At 69.3% G+C, this 18,601-nt stretch carries 18 protein-coding genes; 5 read left to right on the forward strand and 13 right to left on the reverse strand.

Annotation, left to right across the window (positions count from 1 at the left end; translation table 11 throughout):
- Positions 1-61: 61 nt before the first annotated feature.
- Positions 62-1,516 (reverse strand): NAD-dependent succinate-semialdehyde dehydrogenase, encoded by a 1,455-nt coding sequence (locus ACXJJ3_RS06945; protein WP_458169122.1) that lies wholly within the window; start codon positions 1,514-1,516, stop codon positions 62-64.
- A gap of 76 nt (positions 1,517-1,592) precedes the next feature.
- Here ACXJJ3_RS06945 and ACXJJ3_RS06950 point away from each other — a divergent pair, with 76 nt between their 5' ends.
- Complete coding sequence (locus ACXJJ3_RS06950; protein ID WP_458169123.1) at positions 1,593-2,846, forward strand: aspartate aminotransferase family protein; 1,254 nt, start codon at positions 1,593-1,595, stop codon at positions 2,844-2,846.
- Between the two features lie 63 nt (positions 2,847-2,909).
- Here the strand turns inward: ACXJJ3_RS06950 and ACXJJ3_RS06955 are convergent, their stop codons facing one another.
- Complete coding sequence (locus tag ACXJJ3_RS06955; protein ID WP_458169124.1) at positions 2,910-4,307, reverse strand: MFS transporter; 1,398 nt, start codon at positions 4,305-4,307, stop codon at positions 2,910-2,912.
- Positions 4,308-4,573: 266 nt separating this feature from the next.
- Positions 4,574-5,281, reverse strand: a complete 708-nt coding sequence (locus ACXJJ3_RS06960; protein WP_458169125.1) for a TetR/AcrR family transcriptional regulator — start codon at positions 5,279-5,281, stop codon at positions 4,574-4,576.
- A gap of 100 nt (positions 5,282-5,381) precedes the next feature.
- Between ACXJJ3_RS06960 and ACXJJ3_RS06965 the strand changes: the two genes are divergently transcribed.
- The gene (locus ACXJJ3_RS06965; RefSeq protein WP_458169126.1) at positions 5,382-6,824 is read left to right on the forward strand and encodes a DHA2 family efflux MFS transporter permease subunit; all 1,443 of its coding nucleotides are present in this window, start codon (positions 5,382-5,384) and stop codon (positions 6,822-6,824) included.
- Here the strand turns inward: ACXJJ3_RS06965 and ACXJJ3_RS06970 are convergent.
- From ACXJJ3_RS06970 to ACXJJ3_RS06995, 6 genes are all read right to left on the reverse strand, one after another.
- Positions 6,811-7,782: a glycine betaine ABC transporter substrate-binding protein gene (locus ACXJJ3_RS06970; RefSeq protein ID WP_458169127.1), complete on the reverse strand. Its 972-nt coding sequence runs from the start codon at positions 7,780-7,782 to the stop codon at positions 6,811-6,813. The genes ACXJJ3_RS06965 and ACXJJ3_RS06970 overlap by 14 nt on opposite strands.
- Positions 7,779-8,600 (reverse strand): ABC transporter permease, encoded by an 822-nt coding sequence (locus tag ACXJJ3_RS06975; protein ID WP_458169128.1) that lies wholly within the window; start codon positions 8,598-8,600, stop codon positions 7,779-7,781. Before ACXJJ3_RS06975 ends, ACXJJ3_RS06970 begins: the two co-directional genes overlap by 4 nt.
- A 40-nt stretch (positions 8,601-8,640) precedes the next feature.
- Positions 8,641-9,807, reverse strand: a complete 1,167-nt coding sequence (locus ACXJJ3_RS06980) for an ABC transporter ATP-binding protein (RefSeq protein ID WP_458169129.1) — start codon at positions 9,805-9,807, stop codon at positions 8,641-8,643.
- Positions 9,800-10,408, reverse strand: coding sequence for an ABC transporter permease (locus ACXJJ3_RS06985; protein ID WP_458169131.1), 609 nt, complete (start codon positions 10,406-10,408; stop codon positions 9,800-9,802). Before ACXJJ3_RS06985 ends, ACXJJ3_RS06980 begins: the two co-directional genes overlap by 8 nt.
- A gap of 153 nt (positions 10,409-10,561) precedes the next feature.
- On the reverse strand, positions 10,562-10,918 hold the full coding sequence (locus ACXJJ3_RS06990; protein ID WP_344201431.1) for a HesB/IscA family protein: 357 nt from the start codon (positions 10,916-10,918) through the stop codon (positions 10,562-10,564).
- 183 nt (positions 10,919-11,101) lie between these two features.
- On the reverse strand, positions 11,102-12,277 hold the full coding sequence (locus ACXJJ3_RS06995) for a glycerate kinase family protein (protein WP_458169132.1): 1,176 nt from the start codon (positions 12,275-12,277) through the stop codon (positions 11,102-11,104).
- A 145-nt stretch (positions 12,278-12,422) separates the two neighbouring features.
- On the opposite strand from ACXJJ3_RS06995, the gene ACXJJ3_RS07000 reads away from it, so the two are divergent.
- Genes ACXJJ3_RS07000 through ACXJJ3_RS07010 form a run of 3 tightly spaced genes read left to right on the forward strand, consistent with a single transcriptional unit; the run spans position 12,423 to position 14,192 of the window.
- Positions 12,423-12,818, forward strand: a complete 396-nt coding sequence (locus ACXJJ3_RS07000) for a VOC family protein (RefSeq protein ID WP_458169134.1) — start codon at positions 12,423-12,425, stop codon at positions 12,816-12,818.
- Complete coding sequence (gene nfi, locus ACXJJ3_RS07005; protein WP_458169135.1) at positions 12,818-13,684, forward strand: deoxyribonuclease V; 867 nt, start codon at positions 12,818-12,820, stop codon at positions 13,682-13,684. Before ACXJJ3_RS07000 ends, nfi begins: the two co-directional genes overlap by 1 nt.
- Positions 13,677-14,192: an NUDIX domain-containing protein gene (locus tag ACXJJ3_RS07010; RefSeq protein WP_458169136.1), complete on the forward strand. Its 516-nt coding sequence runs from the start codon at positions 13,677-13,679 to the stop codon at positions 14,190-14,192. The genes nfi and ACXJJ3_RS07010 overlap by 8 nt, the downstream gene beginning before the upstream one ends.
- On the opposite strand, the gene ACXJJ3_RS07015 is transcribed toward ACXJJ3_RS07010, so the two are convergent.
- The 4 genes from ACXJJ3_RS07015 to ACXJJ3_RS07030 are packed head-to-tail and all read right to left on the reverse strand — an operon-like array spanning position 14,157 to position 18,527.
- Positions 14,157-14,849, reverse strand: coding sequence for an SRPBCC family protein (locus ACXJJ3_RS07015; protein WP_458169137.1), 693 nt, complete (start codon positions 14,847-14,849; stop codon positions 14,157-14,159). The two genes, ACXJJ3_RS07010 and ACXJJ3_RS07015, sit on opposite strands and share 36 nt — an antisense overlap.
- Entirely contained in the window at positions 14,846-15,700 is an 855-nt protein-coding gene (locus ACXJJ3_RS07020) for an FAD binding domain-containing protein (RefSeq protein ID WP_458169138.1), read from the reverse strand. The genes ACXJJ3_RS07015 and ACXJJ3_RS07020 overlap by 4 nt, the downstream gene beginning before the upstream one ends.
- Positions 15,697-18,081, reverse strand: coding sequence for a xanthine dehydrogenase family protein molybdopterin-binding subunit (locus ACXJJ3_RS07025; protein WP_458169139.1), 2,385 nt, complete (start codon positions 18,079-18,081; stop codon positions 15,697-15,699). Before ACXJJ3_RS07025 ends, ACXJJ3_RS07020 begins: the two co-directional genes overlap by 4 nt.
- A complete protein-coding gene (locus ACXJJ3_RS07030) occupies positions 18,078-18,527 on the reverse strand; it encodes a (2Fe-2S)-binding protein (protein ID WP_458169140.1) in 450 nt (149 codons plus the stop codon). Before ACXJJ3_RS07030 ends, ACXJJ3_RS07025 begins: the two co-directional genes overlap by 4 nt.
- Between the last annotated feature and the right edge of the window lie 74 nt (positions 18,528-18,601).

Raw genomic sequence — 18,601 nt, forward strand, 5'->3', positions numbered from 1 at the left:
TGCCGTGGGACCGGAACCGAGGCTGCCGTGGGATCGGCGCCGAGGCTGACGTGGGATCGGGTCAGGTGGCGATGCCGATGTACTTGGTCTCCAGGAACTCGTCGATCCCGATCGCGCCGCCCTCGCGGCCGAGGCCGGACTGTTTGACCCCGCCGAACGGTGCGGCGGGGTTCGACACCACGCCCTGGTTCAGCCCGACCATCCCGGTCTCGATCGCCTCGGCGACCCGGAGCGCCCGCCGCAGGTCGTTCGTGAACACGTAGGCGACCAGGCCGTACTCCGTGTCGTTGGCGGCCCGCACCACCTCGTCCTCGGTGCGGAACGGCGTCAACGGCGCGACCGGTCCGAAGATCTCCTGGTCCGCCATCGCTGCTTCCCGCGGTACGCCGGTGAGCACCGTCGGCGGGTAGAAGTACCCGTTGCCCGCAGCAACTTCTCCGCCGGTCAGCACGGTGGCGCCGCGGCCGACCGCGTCCGCGACCAGCGCCCGCACCTTCTCGCGACCGGCCTCGTCGATCAGCGGGCCGACGTTCACGTCCGGCTCGGTCCCGCGGCCGACGGTCAGCGCACCCATCCGCTCCGCCAGCCGGCGGCCGAACTCGTCGATCACCGACTCGTGGACGAAGATCCGGTTGGCCGCGGTGCAGGCCTCGCCCATGTTCCGCATCTTCGCCGCGATCGCGCCGGTGACCGCCTCGTCCAGGTCCGCGTCCTCGAACACGATGAACGGGGCGTTTCCGCCGAGTTCGAGCGAGGTCCGCAGTACCTTCTCCGCGCACTGCTCCAGCAGCACCCGGCCGACCCGGGTCGAGCCGGTGAACGACAGCTTCCGCGCCAGGCCGGAACGGATCAGCGGCTCCATCACACCGCCGGCGTCCATCGCGGTGACACAGTTGACGGCGCCCGCCGGGAGGCCTGCCTCGGCCAGGATCCCCATCAGCGCGAGCATCGACAGCGGCGTCTGGTGCGCCGGCTTGATGACACTCGTACAACCGGCCGCGATCGCCGGGCCGAGCTTGCGGGTGCCCATCGCCATCGGAAAGTTCCACGGCGTGATCAGCAGGCACGGGCCGACCGGCTGCTTGGTGATCAGGAATCGCGCGTTGCCGGCCGGCGCGGTCTGGTACCCACCATCGATCCGTAGCGCCTCGCCGGCGAAGTGCCGGAAGAACTCGGCCGCGTACGCGATCTCGCCGCGCGCCTCCGCCAGCGGCTTGCCCATTTCCAGCGTCATCAGCAACGCCAGCTCGTCGGCCCGCTCCATCAACAGCCGGTACGCCGTCATCAGCAGGTCGGACCGTTCCCGGGGCGAGGTCCGGGCGAACTCGGGCTGCGCCGCAACCGCCGCATCCAGTGCCGCGCGGCCGTCGGCGGGCGACGCGTCGGCCACCGCGCACAGCACCTCGCCGGTGGACGGATCGACGACGTCGAACGTCGTGCCGCCCGTGGCGTCGACCCATTTCCCGTCGATGAACAACCGCTTCTCGACGGCCTCGACCACTGTTGACTCGTCCATCTGCACCCCTTCACCGGCCTGAACAGCTGAGGTAGGATTGTCAACAATCTACCATCCTACGGTTGGAGGGACGTCCGTGGCCGAGCTCTCGCAGATCCTGAAACAGGCGACCGGCGTGGTCGCCGCCCGCGGTTCGGGCGTGCAGCTGTTCGACGAGGACGACCGCCGGTACCTGGACTTCACCGCCGGCATCGGCGTCACGTCGACCGGACACTCGCACCCGCGCGTGGTCGCGGCCGCCCAGGAGCAGGTCGGCCGGATCATCCACGCGCAGTACACGACCGTCATGCACCGGCCGCTGCTGACACTGGTCGACCGGCTCGGCGAGGTCCTCCCCCGGCACCTCGACCGGATGTTCTTCGCGAACTCCGGCAGCGAGGCGATCGAGGCGGCACTGCGGCTCACCCGGCAGGCGACCGGGCGGCCGAACGTCATCGTGTTCCACGGCGGCTTCCACGGACGGACCGTTGCCGCGGCGTCGATGACGACGTCCGGCACCAAGTTCCGCTCCGGGTTCAGCCCGTTGATGGCGGGCGTACACGTGTCGCCGTTCCCGGACCCGGGCCACTTCGGCTGGCCGGTCGAGCAGGCGACCGAGTTCGCGCTGAAGCAGCTGGACTACGTACTGCAGACATTGAGTACTCCGGCCGACACCGCCGCGTTCTTCGTCGAGCCCGTGCTCGGTGAAGGCGGCTACGTCCCCGCGAACGAACAGTTCTTCGCCGGACTGCGCGAACGCGCCGACGCGCACGGCATCCTGCTCGTGGTGGACGAAGTACAGACCGGCTTCGGGCGGACCGGGAAGTTCTGGGGCGGCGACCACTTCGGCTCGCACCCGGACGTACTCGTCACCGCGAAGGGATTGGCGTCCGGCTTCCCGTTGTCCGGAATCGCCGCGTCCGCGGAGCTGATGGAGAAGGCCTGGCCGGGCTCGCAAGGCGGCACGTACGGCGCGAACGCGGTGGCGTGCGCGGCAGCGATCGCGACGCTCGACGTGATCCAGGACGAAGGCCTCGTGCAGAACTCGGCCGATCGCGGCGCCCAGCTGAAGCAGGCGCTGCAACTGGTCGCGGACAAGCACGAGCAGATCACCGACGTTCGCGGGCTCGGACTGATGATCGGCAACGAGTTCCGGGACGCGGACGGCAAGCCCGACGCCGCGACCGCCACCGCCGTACAGCAGGAAGCCGCGCGCCGCGGTCTGTTGCTGCTCACCTGCGGGGCCTGGGGGCAGGTCGTGCGGTTCATCCCAGCGCTGGTCGTGTCCCCCGACGAGGTCGACGAAGCGGCCGGCGTCTGGTCCGAGGCCGTCGCCGCAGTCGTCTCCTGATCCCCCACCCAACAAGGGAAACGGCCCGCCGCCTCCGAGGAGGCAGCGGGCCGTTTCGCCGGTTCAGGCCTTCGCGTGCGCCGGTTCCAGCGCCACCGGCGGCGGCGCGTCCTCGGTCCCCGGAATCTCGGTACCGTTGATCGGGCACCGCGACGTCTCCGGCACCTTCGCCAGCGCGATCGCGCCGATGACGCAGGCCGCCATCATGTAGTACGCCGGGACCAGCGAGTCGCCGGTCTTCGCCGTCAGCCAGTCGTTGACCGCGGGCGCCGTACCGCCGAACAGCGACGTCGACACGTTGTACGCGATCGCGAAGCCGGCGTACCGGACGTGCGTCGGGAACATCGCCGGGAACGTCGCGGAGATGGTCGCGAGCTGCGGCACGTACAGCAGGCCGAGGACCGCGAAGCCGACGATCGCGCCGACCATGTTCGTGCCCATCAGCAGGAACATCGGGACGCCGAACACGAACAGTCCGGCCAACGATGCCCACCACAACGGTTTTCGCCCGATCCGGTCCGACGCGCGGCCGGCGAACGGGACGAACACCATCATCGCGAGCATCCCGATGATTGGTACGACCAGCGATTTGTCCGCGCTCAGGCCGATCTGTTTCTCCAGGTACGTCGGCATGTAGGTGAGCAGCGTGTAGTTCACCACGTTCAGCGCGATCACCATGCCCCCGAGGCGCAGGATCGGCTGCCAGTAGCCGGACAGCAGGTCCTTGAACTGGGTCGCGGTCTCCTCTTCCTTCTGGCCCTTCGCCTCCAGCTCACGGAACACCGGGGTGTCCTCGAGCCGGGACCGCAGGTAGACGCCGACCAGACCGAGCGGCGCAGCCACCAGGAACGGCAGCCGCCAGCCCCACGCGTGCATCTGGTCGTCGCCGAGCACCAGCGAGAAGCCCAGCATCAGCAGCGCACCGAGCGAGAACCCGGACAGCGTGCCGAACTCCAGGAAGCTGCCGAGGAACCCGCGCTTGCGGCTCGGCGCGTACTCCGCCATGAAGGTCGCGGCACCGCCGTACTCGCCACCGGTCGAGAAGCCCTGGACCATCCGCAGCAGCACCAGCAGCACCGGCGCCCAGTACCCGATCGTGTGGAACGACGGGACGAGTCCGGCGAACAGGGTCGCGCCGGACATCATCAGGATCGTGATCGCCAAGACGTGCTTGCGGCCGAGCCGGTCGCCGAGCGGACCCCAGACCAGGCCACCGAGCGGGCGGACCAGGAACGAGACTGCGAACGTCATCAGCGCCAGCAACGTCTGGCTCTGCGTGTTACCGGGGAAGATCGCGGCCGAGATGTAGGTCACGCCGTACGCATAGATGCCGTAGTCGAACCACTCCGTGGCATTGCCGATCGCCGAGGCGGCGATCGCTTTCTTCAGTACTTCCGGGGGTTGCTCCTTCTCGGTCGTGGGTCTGGACGTATCACCCGGTGGACCACCGGGCGTGCTCACGGGCGGACGATCCTGCGGCCGCTGGTGCGGATCCACTGGCGGCGGGGTGTCGGCGTCCACGATTTCCTCCTGTCGTCATACGGCCTCACCCGAGTGCCCACCCCATACGTATTCCACACGCCCCACGGCTCAGGTCGTAGTTTTGTTGACAATCCGAAGGTTAACCATGTGCATTCGTGAATAACAAGCGTTCGACACCAGTCGAACCAGCCCCCGGTCCGAGGCCGGACCGGGGCTGGTTGATGACGCGATGGAATGGGTCGTGATCAGCCGGTAGCGAGCGCAGCCAGACCGGCGACGATGACCGAGATGCCGAATTCGAAGCGCTCGTCCCCAGTGGCACCAGAGGTCAGCGGCGCGGCCAGCGCGACGACGAACGGGAACCGCTCGGCGGACTGCCCCGCGAGGTACGCCCGCAGCCCGGTGACGAACGCTTCCACGTCCTCAGGAGTCCAGTCGGACGCGCTCTGCACACTCTCCTCGAACGCGACCGCCGTCACATAGAGCGGGATGAGGTCGACCGCCCACGCCGCGGCCTGATCCGGGAGATTGCCGGCCTTGAGCAGCGCGAGCATCCGCTCGGTGGTCTGCAAGGCCCGCTCCCCCGTCGGTACGGCGCCGATCGCGGCGCGCGCGACGCCCGGGTTGGCGCGCATCGCGCCGAGCATCCCGCGCATTAGGTCCTTCAACTGCTCCTGCCAGCGCGCCGGATCAATCGGTCCGTCGAACGACATCTGGGCGTTCGCCCGCTCCACCAGCAGCTGGTCGAGCTCGCGCTTGTTCGCGACGTGGGCGTAGAGCGACGCCGGCCCTGTCCGCAGCTCCTGGGCCACCTTGCGCATCGAGACGCCGTCGTACCCCTCCTTGCGCAGCAGCTCCATGGCGGCGTCCACGATCCGCTCCCGGGTGAGCGGCGCCTTCCGCTCGCGCGCCGGCTTCGCGGGGATGATCGGCTGCCACGGAGAGTGCGTCATGGCACCACTGTAGCGAACACCGTACTTGACGCGAACACTGTTCGCGCGTAGAACAGTGTTCGTACAACGAACAGCGTTCGCAATCACGAGGGGGCCACCGATGAGCACCACAGTTCAGAACCCAGCAGAAACAACCGGCGGGAGTACCGTCTTCCGCTGGCGATGGATCGTCCTGGCGACGATCCTGATCGCCGAGATCATGGACCTGGTCGACGCGACCATCGTCAACATCGCGGCGCCGTCGATCCGCGCCGAGCTCGGCGGGTCCGAGTCCGCGATGCAGTGGATGCTGGCCGGCTACACGCTGGCCTTCGCGATCGGCCTGATCACGTTCGGCCGCCTGGGCGACCTGGTCGGCCGACGGCGGATGTTCGTGATCGGCGCGCTCGGATTCACCGTCGCGTCCGCGGTCTGCGGGCTGGCCACCAGCCCGGAGGTACTGATCGGCAGCCGGGTCGCGCAGGGCCTGCTCGGCGCGGTGATGATCCCGCAGGGCTTCGCGATCCTGAAGTCGATCTTCCCGGCCGAGGAGCTCGGCAAGGCATTCGCGATGTTCGGCCCGGTGATGGGCCTGTCCGCGGTCGCGGGCCCGATCCTGGCCGGCGTACTGATCGACGCGAACTGGTTCGGCGCCGGCTGGCGGACCATCTTCTTCATCAACGTCCCGATCGGCGCCGCCGCCCTGTTCGGCGCGCTGCGGTTCATGCCCGAGGTCCGGACGCCCGGCGCGGCCCGGCTCGACACCGTCGGCGTGATCCTGGTCAGCCTCGCCTCGGGAATGCTGATCTACCCGCTCGTCCAGGGCCGCGAACTCGGCTGGCCATTGTGGACAATCCTATTGTTGACCGGATCATTCGTCGTGTTCGCACTGTTCGGCTACCGCGAACGCCGGTCCGGCAACCCGGTCATCGACCCGTCGCTGTTCCGCAACCGCGGGTACCTCGCCGGCCTCGGCGTGATCACCACGTTCTTCCTCGCGATGAACGGCTTCATGCTGGTGTTCAACCTGTTCACCCAGCTCGGCCTGCACTACAGCCCGCTGAAGGCCGGACTCGCGATGGTGCCGTTCTCGCTCGGCATCGCGATCGGCGCGCCGCTCTGCGCCGCACTGCTCGCGCCGAAGCTCGGCCGCAAGGCCCTCCAGCTCGGCGTCGCACTGATGACCGTCGCGATGGGCGGCGTCTGGTTCACCCTGCACACGTACGGCGACGCGACCACCGTGTGGAACCTGGTCCCGGCGACCCTCGCCACCGGGATCGGCGCCGGCATGGTGTTCGCGCCGCTGTTCGACATCATCCTGGCGTCGGTCGACGACCAGGCCGCGGGGTCGGCGTCCGGCGTACTGACCGCGATGCAGCAGTACGGCGGGGCGATCGGCGTTGCCGTGATCGGCACGATCTTCTTCCAGCTGTTGCCGACCCGCGCGTTCCTGGGCGCGACCAAGACCTCGGTCCTGGTCGCGATCGGATTGTTCGTCGTCAGTCTCGCGGTGACGTGGCTACTCCCCCGGCGGGCCAGGGAAGAGACCGTCAGTCACGGCTGATGAAGCCTTCCTTGACCAGCCAGTCCATGGCGACGTCGGCGGGCTCGCGCCCCTCGACGTCGACCTGGGCGTTCAGGTCGATCAGCACCGGGTCGGTCAGCTTGTCCGACACCGGCTGGAACAGGTCCCGCAGCTGCGGGTACTTGTCCAGCACCTTCTTGCTGATCACCGGCGCCACGTTGTACGCCGGGAAGTACTTCTTGTCGTCCTGCAGTACGACCAGGTCGAGCGACTTGATCCGGCCGTCGGTGGTGAAGATCTCGCCGAACCGGCAGTCCCCGTGGCTCGTCGCGGCGTACACCGCGCCGGTGTCCAGGGTCCGGATGTTGTTCCGCGGTACGCCGCTGCCCAACGGGATCCCGTAGTGCTTCAGCATCGGTTCGAACCCGTCGTTCCGGTTCGCGAACTCCGACTCGACGCAGAACGTGCGCTCCTTCACCGGCAGCGACTGGACCTGCGACAGCTTGGTGATGTGCAGCCGGTCCGACTCCTTGCGGGTCATCGCGAAGCCGTAGCTGTTGTTCATCGGCGCGGGCTTCAGCCAGATCAGCCCGTACTTCTCCGCGTCCTCCTTCGCGACCGCGTCGTACTGCTCCTGCTTGTCCGGGATGCCGGTGTCGTGGCCGAGGTACGAGATCCACGCCGTACCGGTGTACTCCCAAGCCATCTGGATCTGGTCCTGGATCATCGCCTGCCGGGAGGTGTCGCTGCCCGGCATGTTGGTCAGGTCCTTCACGTGGGCACCGGCGGCGCCCATCAGGATCGCCGCGATCTTGCCGAGGATCAGCTGTTCCTGGAAGCTCTTGGACCCGATCCCGATGGTCAGGCCGTCGAGGTTCTTCACCGATCGCAGCTGGCCCTGGAGCTTGCCCGACGGTACGAAACCGCCGCTGGTGCCGAGGCCGCAGCCGGACAGTACGAGAACGAGGGCGGACGCCGCCGCCACTAGCCGCTTCATCCGAGCCCTCTCGGTCGGGTGACTTCTTCCAGGACACGGCCCGCCCAGTCGATCAGCAGGGCGAGCGCCCCGACCAGCAGCGCGCCGCTGATCAGGACCGGGTACCGCAGCAGCCGGATGCCGGTGGTGATCAGGCTGCCCAGTCCCCCGGCGTCGATGAACGTCGCGAGCGTCGCGGTCCCGACGACCAGCACGAGCGCGGTCCGGATCCCGGCCATGATCACCGGTACCGCGAGCGGCAGCTCGATCCGGCCGAGGACGGCCAGCGTCGACATCCCCATCCCGCGCCCGGCCTCGACGAGCGTGCTGTCGACGCCTTGCAGGCCGACGATCGTGTTCCGCAGTACCGGCAGGATCGCGTACAGGCAGAGCGCCACGATCGCGGTCCAGAAGCCGAACCCGAGCCAGATCGCGAGCAGCACGATCAGCCCGATCACCGGCGCGGCCTGGCCGGCGTTCGCCACCGCGACCACGATCGGCGCGGCCTTGCGGGACCGCGGCCGGGTCAGCATGATGCCGAGCGGTACGGCGATCACCAGCACGATGACCGTGGCGACCGCGGTCAGCTTGAGGTGTTCGATGGTCAACTGCCCGACGAGCTTCCACTCCAGCTGCCGTTGCTCGATCGAGTCGAGCTCGGCCTGCGAGCGCCAGATCGCCCAGGCGCCGATCACGATCGCGACGAACAGCGGCTGCCCGATCAGCGTGCCCCACGACGGGCGCCGGGCCCGGCTGGTCGCGAGGCCGGCCGCGGTCGCCTTCGCGTCGGCGCGGTTCTCCGTCTGCTGACGGTCCGGTCCGGTGTCGATGGTGGTCATGCGGCCTCCCGGTCTGGGCTGAGGCGTGGCATCAGTACCGTCATCCCGCGACCTCCGCCTCCGGCTGACCGTTGCCGTCCTGGATCCGGGCGAGTACGGCCTGGAAGTCGACGACACCGAGGTACTCGTCGCGGCGGCCGGTGACCACCGCGCTGCCGTGGCTGGACATCAGCATCGTGTCGAGCGCATCGTTCAGCGTCGCACGCCGGTCGATCGTGACCAGGTCGGTGTCCTCGTGCGGCGCCGGGACGCTGTCGACGTCCGACAGGTCACTCGTCCACATCCAGTCGACCGGGCGCCGGCGGCGGTCCAGCACGACGACCGAGTCGTCGCCCGCCTCCTTCGCTGCCCGCAGTACGGCGGGTGCCGGGTCGCCGATCTCCGCGACCGTCGGCTGGTTCAGCTCGATCTCGCTGACCCGGCTCAGGGTCAGCTGCTTGAGCGCGGCACCCGCGCCGACGAAGTCCGCGACGAACCGGTTGGCCGGGTTCGCCAGGATCGCCTCGGGGGTGTCGTACTGGGCGATGTTCGCGCCCTCGGTGAGGATCAGGATCCGGTCACCGAGCTTCACGGCCTCGTCGAAGTCGTGGGTGACACAAACGATCGTCTTGCGCAGCTCCTCCTGGATGCTGAGCAGTTCGTCCTGCAGCCGCTGCCGGGTGATCGGGTCGACGGCGCCGAACGGCTCGTCCATCAGGATCACCGGCGGGTCGGCGGCCAGCCCGCGGGCCACGCCGACGCGCTGCTGCTGACCGCCGGACAGCTCCCGCGGGTAGCGGTTGCGGTACCGATCCGGGTCCAGGCCGACGAGCTCGAGCAGTTCGTCGACACGTTCGGCGGTCCGGCTCTTGCTCCAGCCGAGCAGGCCGGGGACGAGCGCGATGTTCTGCGTGACGGTCATGTGTGGGAACAGGCTGCCGCCCTGGATCACGTACCCGATCCGGCGCCGCAGGTCGTCGTCGTCCTGCTTGCTGATGTCCTCGCCGCCGATCCGGATGTTGCCGGAGGTCGGCTCGATCAGCCGGTTGATCATCTTCAGCGAGGTGGTCTTGCCGCAGCCGGACGGGCCGACGAACATCACGATCTCGCCGGCCGGGATGTGCAGGGACAGGCTTTCGACGGCCGGTTTCTTCTGGCCCGGGTACCGCTTGACGACATCGGTCAACTCGATGTCGACGCCGCTGACTTCAGGTTCGGTTTCAGGCACGGATACCCCTCGAGGTGGTCAGGCGGCCGACGAGCAGCAGCAAAGCGTCCAGGATCAGAGCGAGCAGGACCACGCCGATCGTGCCGACCAGCGCGGAGTTCAGAGCGTTGGCCCCACCGATCTGGGTGAGGCCGGTGAAGATGAAGCTGCCGAGGCCGGGGCCGAGCACGTACGCCGCGATCGCCGCGATCCCCATCGACATCTGGGCCGAGACCCGGACGCCGGCCAGGATCACCGGCCACGCGAGTGGCAGCTCGATCCGGAGCAACGTCCGGATCGCGCCCATGCCCATGCCGCGGGCCGACTCGATCAGCGTCGAGTCGACGCCGGCCAGGCCGACGACGGCGTTCCGCAGGATCGGCAGGCACGCGTAGAAGGTGACCGCGATCACCGAGGTCGCGGTACCGATGCCGGCCACCGGGATCATCAGGCCGAGCAGCGCGAACGACGGGATCGTCAGACCGACCGCGCTCACCGCGCCGGCCAGTGACGCGACCCGTGGGTTGCGGTGCACGAACACCGCCAGGCCGACCGCGATCACGGTGGCCAGCAGTACGCACTGTATGACCAGGCTCAGGTGCTGGTAGCTCTGATAGAGCAATTGTGAATGACGCTCAGTTATGTAGTCCCACACACGGCCACCGGTACCCAACAAGCGTTGGCTTACACATCGGCACGGTCGCTACCGAAGTCCGGGCATGGCAAAACCCCTGGTCACGCGCTTGATGACCAGGGGTTTTTGGGCTAGCTCAGATCAGTTGAACGAGTCGCCGCACGCGCACGAACCGGTCGCGTTCGGGTTGTCGATCGTGAAGCCCTGCTTCTCGATCGTGTCGACGAAGTCGATCGTCGCACCCTTCAGGTACGGCGCGGACATCCGGTCGGTGACGACGCTCACACCGCCGAAGTCGGCCACCACGTCACCGTCGAGCTGGCGCTCGTCGAAGAACAGCTGGTACCGCAGCCCGGAGCAACCGCCCGGCTGCACGGCGACCCGCAGCGCGAGGTCGTCGCGGCCTTCCTGGTCGAGCAGCGCCTTCACCTTCGAGGCGGCTCCGTCGGTGAGGAGAACACCCGTCGCTGCGGCCTGCTCGGTCTGCGCTTCAGTCATCCCTGACTCCAGTCATCTGCTCAAGTGCCCACGCACGAACTCCGTCGGCACGGAAGTCTCTTGTCAACACAGGACAACAGCCGCCGTCCCGCGCTCATTCCCATGGTCGCACACCAATTTCACGGATCAACCAACCCGGTCGCGGGCTGATCACCTTCGCCAGGCGCCGGGGGTCACGCTCGGTCAGCGGGCCCAGGTCCGGGCGACCCGTTCGGCGACCACGGCGAGCGAGCCGTGCGGGTCCGCGAAGGCCTGCTCCTCACCCACCGTGTCGACCAGCGCGTACGCCGACTCGACGCCCATCGAGCGCATCTCGCGGGACCCGATCAGCACCTTCCCGGCGAGTACGACGCAGGGCCGCATCGCGTCGTTCGCGATCTTCGCGACCCCGGCGATCACCTTGCCGTCGCGGGACTGGAAGTCGAACGCGCCCTCGCCGCTGATCACCAGGTCGACCTGCGACGCCTTGGTCTTCAGCCCGGTGAGCTCGGCGACCAGATCGATCCCCGAGACGCGTTCGGCGCCGAGGAGCAGCAGGGCGTACCCGAGGCCGCCCGCGGCGCCGGCACCCTTCTGGTCCGCGGTCTTCCGGTCGGCCAGCTCGGCGAAATGCGTCAGCCAGCCGTCGACCTCCGGCTTGCGCTCGTCCGCGATGCCCTTCTGCGTGCCGAACACGTTCGTCGCGCCGCGCAGCCCGAGCATCGGATTCTCGACATCACTGGCCGCGACGAACTCGATCCCTTCAACACGCTTGCGGGCCGGTTCGAGGTCGACGGACGTCAGCCCAGCAAGTCCCGCGGCACCCGCATCCAGCCGCGCCGGCGCGCCTGCCCCGGCGGCCGATTCACCCGAATCACCCGCCGAGCCCGACTCGGCGCCCGCACCCCCGGTCGCCGCGCCCGACTCGGCGGTTGCGCCGAGGGCGGCGAGTAGGCCGGCGCCGGCGTCGTTCGTGCCGGAGCCGCCGAGGCCGAGGATGATGCGCTTCGCGCCGGCGTCGACGGCAGCGGTGATCAGCTGCCCGACCCCGTACGTCGTCGCGTCCTCGGGCCGGCGCTGCTTCGGCTCGACCAGGTGCAGCCCGCACGCCTGCGCGGTCTCGACGTACGCCGTCTCCCCCGCCAGCAACACCGTCGCGGGCGTCTCCTCGCCGAGCGGCCCGCGGACCGTGACGGACAACAGCTTCCCGTCCACGACCGCCGACAGTACGTCGATGAACCCGGGCCCGCCGTCGGCCATCGGCGCCACCAGTACCTCGGCCCCGGGGTCGCGCCGCCGCCAGCCCTCCTCGATCGCCGCCGCAGCCTCCACGGCCGTCAACGTCCCCGCGAACTTGTCCGGCGCAATCAGAATCCGCATGCGCACATCCTCCCCCACGCGCGACGCCCGTCCATCCTTCGGTACGGAACGCCGGGACGTCGTCGTGCCCTCGCGCACCCCAGCACGCCACGAATTCGCCGCGCCGGCCTGTCGTGCGGTACCGCGACACGATTAGATCGTCGGCATGAAGTCGATCCTGTTCGCACTGCGCGTGAGTGATCTGGAGCGGTCGCTCGCGTTCTACGCCAAGGTCGGGTACGTCTCGCTCGGAAAGGTGCCGTTCGACGACGGGTCGAGCCTGGTCTGGTTGCGGCTGCCCGACGAGGACGCGGTCTCCCTCGAACTGGTGCATCGCCCCGCCGACGGACCGGTGGAGGTCCGCGGCTTCGAGCACTTCGCGATCGAGGTCGAGTCGCTCGGCGCCGCCGTCGAACGGCTGACCGCGGCCGGCCTGATGCCAGGTGAGCCGGAAACGCACGGGCCGGACGGGCCGAAGACGGCATGGCTCGTTGATCCGGACGGGTACCGGTTCGAGCTGGTCGAGTGGCCGGCGGGCGGTCCGCCGACGCCGGAGGGGTGATGACGCCCGAGGAGGCGGTTGCGGTCCAGGAGCGGTTGCGCGGGCTGGTCGACGTCGCGGACGTCGGTGCGCCGGCGGAGTACGTCGCGGGGCTGGATGTGGCGTACGACGGGGACCAGTTGGCGGCGGCCGTGGTCGTACTGGAGGCGGCGACGCTCGGCGAGGTCGATCGGGCGGTGGTGCTCGGGGAGACGGCCTTTCCTTATATACCGGGGCTGTTCGCGTTTCGGGAGGTGCCGGCGTTGCTGGGGGCGTTGGCGGCGTTGCGGGTGCGGCCCGGATTGCTGGTGTGTGACGGGCAGGGGCTCGCGCATCCGCGGCGGTTCGGGTTGGCGTGTCACCTCGGGGTACTGACGGGGATCCCGGCGATCGGGGTGGCGAAGACGGCGTACGTCGGGTCGCATGCCGCGTTGGGTACTGCGCGTGGGTCGACGGCTGAGCTGGTCGACGGCGGCGAGGTGGTCGGAGCGGCGGTGCGTACGCAAGACGGGGTGAAGCCGGTGTACGTGTCGGTCGGGCACCGGGCGACGCTGGCGACGGCGGTCGCGCAGGTGCTGCGGCTGGCGCCCGCGTATCGCCTCCCCGAGACGACCCGCCTCGCAGACCGAGCCTGCCGCGACGGACTGCGTGACGGGGTCCGGGACAGGGCGCACGACGGGTTCCCGGACGGGCTGCGGGACAGGGCGCGGAACGAGTCGCAGGACGGGCTGCGCGGTGGGTCGCGCGGTGGGTCGCGCGGTGGGTCGCGCGGTGGGTCGCGCGGTGGGTCGCGCGGTGGGTCGCGCGGTGGGTCGCGCGGTGGGTCGCCGGACGGGGTGCCGGGCGACGTGCGGGATGGGGTGCGGGGTGGGTTGCGCGATGGGTGAGGCTCGGGTGTCGGGGTATACGTGGCGCGAGTACGGCGAGCGGATTGGAGCGACGGCGCGGTTGCGGCTCGGAGCCGTGGCGGCGGTTGTCGACGGGGAGCGGCTGCTGCTGACGCGGCGTACGGACGACGGCGAGTGGTGTCTGCCGGGCGGCGGGGTCGAGCCGGGCGAGCGGCCCGCGGAGGCGGCCGAGCGGGAGACGTACGAGGAGACGGGGCTGAGGATCCGGGTGACCGGGCTGGTCGGCGTGTACTCGAACCCGGATGTAGTCGTGGTCTACCCGGACGGCGACCGCGTGCAGCTCGTCGGCCTGGTGTTCCGCGCGGAGGTCGTCGGCGGTACGGCGGGCACGTCGGCGGAGGTGAGTGAGAGCCGCTGGTGTACGTCGGCCGAGGCCGCCGGGCTCACGGTCGTCGCCAGCCAGCGCGCGGTGGTGCCGGCGATCTTCGCGGGTGAGCCGTACTTCGATCCGTCAGTGTCGGAGGAGGCGACGCAGGACAAGGGCTAGGACGGCACCGATCAGGTAAGGCGCCGCGCGCTTGGCGAGCATCGGGAGCACGGCGCCACCGAGATCGAGCACCGCCTCGTCAGCCGGCGGACTGTCCTCGGACCGGGACGAGCCCGCAGCCGACGCATCCCCGACTTGCGACGAACCCGCAGCCGACGCGTTCCCGACATGCGACGAACCCGGAGCCGGCTCGTCCGGGGCATCTTCAGCTGTGTCCTTCAGCTTGGATTCCAGACAGGTTGTGAACTGGTCCAGCAGCTTGTTCGACACATCCTGGATCAGCCCGCGGCCGAACTGCGCCGGCCGCCCGGTGATGGTCAGGTCGGTGTCGACAGTCACCTCGGTCGCGCTGTCGGCCGTAGCAGCCAGCCGAGCCGTCACCCGCGCGGTGGCGGTGCCGTTGCCGCGGCGGTCCTTGCCCTTGGCCTCGATGACGGCGTGGTGGTCGGACTCGTCCCGTTCGACGAACGTCCCGGTGCCGTTGTACTGCAGCGACACCGGCCCGAGCTTCACCCTGCACGTACCGGTGAACTCGTCGCCTTCGTACGCCGTCAGGGTGGCGCCGGGGAAACACGGCACCACCCGTTCGAGGTCGTTGAACGCGGCCCACGTCGTGTCCACTGGCGCCGGTACGACGAACTTGTGCTCGAGCTTCACGCCGTACCTGCCGCTGCCAGGACCGCGCGCCGGGTGAGCACCGTCGCCAGGTGCCGGCGGTACTCCTCGTCGCCGTTGCTGTCGCTGATCGGCGAGGTCCCGTCCGCGGCCCGCGCCGCCGCTGCCCGTACGGCGTCGGCCGTCGCGGGTTGCCCGACCAGCGCCGACTCGACCGCGGTCGCCCGGACCGGCGTCGAGCCCATGTTGCCGAGCCCGACCCGCGCCTCCGCGATCCGGTCGCCGTCCAGCCGGACCGCCGCCGCGACCGACACGATCGACCAGCCCTGCGCGACCCGGTTGAACTTCTCGTAGTGCGCGCCCCACCCGGTGTACTTCGGCACCCGCACCTCGAGCAGCAACTCGTCCTCGGCGAGCGCCGTGGTGAACACGCCCTGGAAGAACTCCCCCGCCGGGACCGTCCGGCGACCGTCCGCGCCGGCGATCACGAACGATGCATCCAGCGCGACCGCCACGGCCGGCAGATCCGCCGCCGGATCCGCATGCGCCAGCGACCCGCCGAACGTCCCGCGGTGCCGGATCTGTGGATCGCCGACTGTTGCGGTGGCCAACGCGATCAGCTGGGCGTGTTCGAGGACCAGCGGGTCGGACTGCACCGTGCTGTGCGGCGTCATCGCGCCGATCACCAACGCGTCGCCGTCGTCCCGGATGCCGCGCAGATTGTCAACATTCCCAATGTCGACAATCACCTCGGGCGCCGCGAGCCGCAGCCGGAGCGCCGGCATCAGGCTCTGCCCGCCGGCCAGCACCTTCGCGTCGGAGTGCTCCCGGAGCAGCCGCAACGCCTCCTCGACCGTCGTAGGCGCGTAGTAGTCGAACGCCGCGGGGATCATGAGCGGCCACCTTCCTGGATCGCTTTCCAGACCCGGTACGGCGTACACGGCATCTGCACGTCCGTGACGCCGAGTGGCCGGAGCGCGTCGACGACCGCATTGACGACAGCCGGCGTCGACGCGATCGTGCCGGCCTCGCCGACACCCTTCACGCCGAGCTGGTTCGTGGTCGCCGGCGTCTCGGTCCGCGCCGTCTCGAACGTGGGCAGATCCGGTGCCGCAGGCAACGTGTACTGGTCGAACGACCCGGTGATCAACGTCCCGGCATCGTCATGGACCGCCTCCTCGTAGAGCGCCTGCGCGATCCCCTGCGCGAGTCCGCCGTGCACCTGCCCCTCGACGATCAACGGGTTCACCACCACGCCGACGTCGTCGACGCACACGTACGAGCGCAGCTTCGTCGCGCCGGTCTCGGTGTCGACCTCGACCGCACACAGATGCGTTCCGTGCGGGAACGAGAAGTCCTCCGGGTCGAGCGTCGCGTCCGCGTCCAGCGAGCCGTCACCGGCGCCGTCCAGCTTGTGCCCCTGGAACACCGCGAACGCCAGCTCCGCCATCGTCATCCCGGCGTCCGTCCCGCGCACGCCGTACCGCCCGGCCGAGAATTCCAGGTCGTCCGCGTTTGCCTCCAGCAACTGGGCCGCGATCGGCTTCGCCTTCTCGATCACCTTGTCGGCCGCGGCCAGTACGGCCATCCCGCCGACGGCCAGCGACCGCGATCCGTACGTGTCGAGCCCGCGGACCGCGACCTGCGTGTCACCGTGCAGTACTTCGACGTCCTCGAACGCCACGCCCAGCCGGTCCGCGACGATCTGGCTCCACGCGGTCTCGTGTCCCTGCCCGTGCGGGCTGGTCCCGGTCACCACCTCGACCTTCCCGGTCGGCAGCATCCGGATCGACGCGTGTTCCCAGCCGCCTCCGACGTACCCCATCGACCCGAGCCAGCGCGACGGCGCCAGCCCGCACATCTCGGTGAACGTCGACACGCCGATGCCGAGCTGCACCGGGTCGCCGGCTTCCCGCCGCGTACGCTGCTCGGCCCGGAGCTCGTCGTACCGGAAGAGCTCGCGAGCCTTCGCGGTCGCGGCCTCGTAGTTGCCGGAGTCGTACCGCAGCCCGGACACCGTCGAGAACGGGAACTCCTCGTGCTTGATCCAGTTCTTCTCACGGATTTCGAGCGGATCGACGCCAACGCGGGCGGCTAGTTCGTCCATCAGGCGCTCGATCGCGTACGTCGCCTCGGGGCGGCCGGCGCCGCGGTACGCGTCGGTCCAGGTCTTGTTCGTGAACACGTTCGTGATGCCGAGGTGGTACGCCGGGAACTTGTAGATCCCGTTGTACATGAAGGCGCCGAGCAGCGGGATCGCCGACGTGACCAGGCCGAGGTACGCGCCCATGTCGGCGGTCAGCTCGACCTTCAGCCCGGTGACCGTACCGTCGGCGTTCGCGGCGAGCGTGAGCTGCTGCCACTGGTCGCGGCCGTGGTGCGCGGCCATCAACGACTCGGACCTGGTTTCGCTGTATTTACAGGGCTTTCCGGTCCGCCGGGCCGCGATGACTGTCAGTACTTCTTCGGGCGTGAACTGGAGCTTGCCGCCGAAGCCGCCGCCGACGTCCGGCGCGATCACCCGGATCTTGCTCTCCGGGATCCCGAGCACGAGCGCGATGAAGATCTTCACGAAGTGCGGCACCTGCGTCGACGACCAGACGGTCATCTGCTCGGTCGTAGGATCGACGACAATCGACCGTGGCTCCATGAACGCCGGGATCAGCCGCTGCTGGCGGAACTCCTCCTCGATCACGATGCCGTCGTTCCGGGCGGCCGCGATCGCCGCCTCGACGTCGCCGCCGGTGCCGGACTCGGCCGAGTCGTACGACCAGACCGCGGACACGTTCGTCCCGAGATCCGGATGCGCGAGGACCTCGTCGCGGGCCGCGGCCTTGAGTTCGAGGGCCGGTTCGAGTTCGTCGTAGTCGACGTCCACCAGGTCGGCGGCGTCGTTCGCCTCGGCAGCGGTGCGGGCGATCACCATCGCGACGATCTCGCCGGCGAACGCGACCCGGTCGACCGCCATCGACGGGTGCGGCGGGGCCTTCTGATCGGGTACGACGGCCCACGCGTTCGGCAGCGCGCCCTGTTCGTCGGCGATGTCGGCGCCGGTGATCACCGCGACGACACCGGACGCGGCCTTCGCTGCGCTGGTGTCGATCGACGTGATCCGGGCGTGTGCGAACGGGCTGCGCACCATCGCGATGTGCTGCATGCCGGGCAGCACGATGTTGTCGGTCCAGCGGGTCCGGCCGGTGATCAGCCGGGCGTCCTCCTTGCGCCGCCGCGGGGTGCCGACCTCCTTGACCGGTCGTTCCTCGGTGGCGGTCATTGCGCACCTCCGGCCGCGGCGCGAACCGCCTTCACGATGTTCTGGTAGCCGGTGCAGCGGCAGAGGTTGCCTTCCAGGCCGAGGCGGATCTGTTCGTCGTCGACATGAGGATTGTCTGCAATCAGATCGAGCGACTGCATGATCATGCCCGGCGTGCAGTAGCCGCACTGCAGGGCGTGGTTCTCGTGGAAGGCCTGCTGCATCGGGTGCAGCCGGCCGTCGGTCGCGATCCCTTCGATCGTGGTCACCTCGTGCCCGTCGGCCTGTACCGCGAGCAGCGAGCACGACTTCACGCTGCGTCCGTCCAGGTGCACGGTGCAGGCGCCGCAGTTGCTGGTGTCGCAACCGATCACGGTGCCCGTCTTCCCCAGTTGCTCGCGCAGATAGTGCACCAGCAGCGTGCGCGGCTCCACGTCGTCCGTGAAGCTGCTTCCGTCGACCTTCACCGTGATCCGGGTCATCGCCCCGCCTCCAGATGTCAGTACTCGCCGTACCTTCGATCCTGCTCCTGTTGTGTTCC

It is taken from the genome of Kribbella sp. WER1, assembly GCF_054189145.1.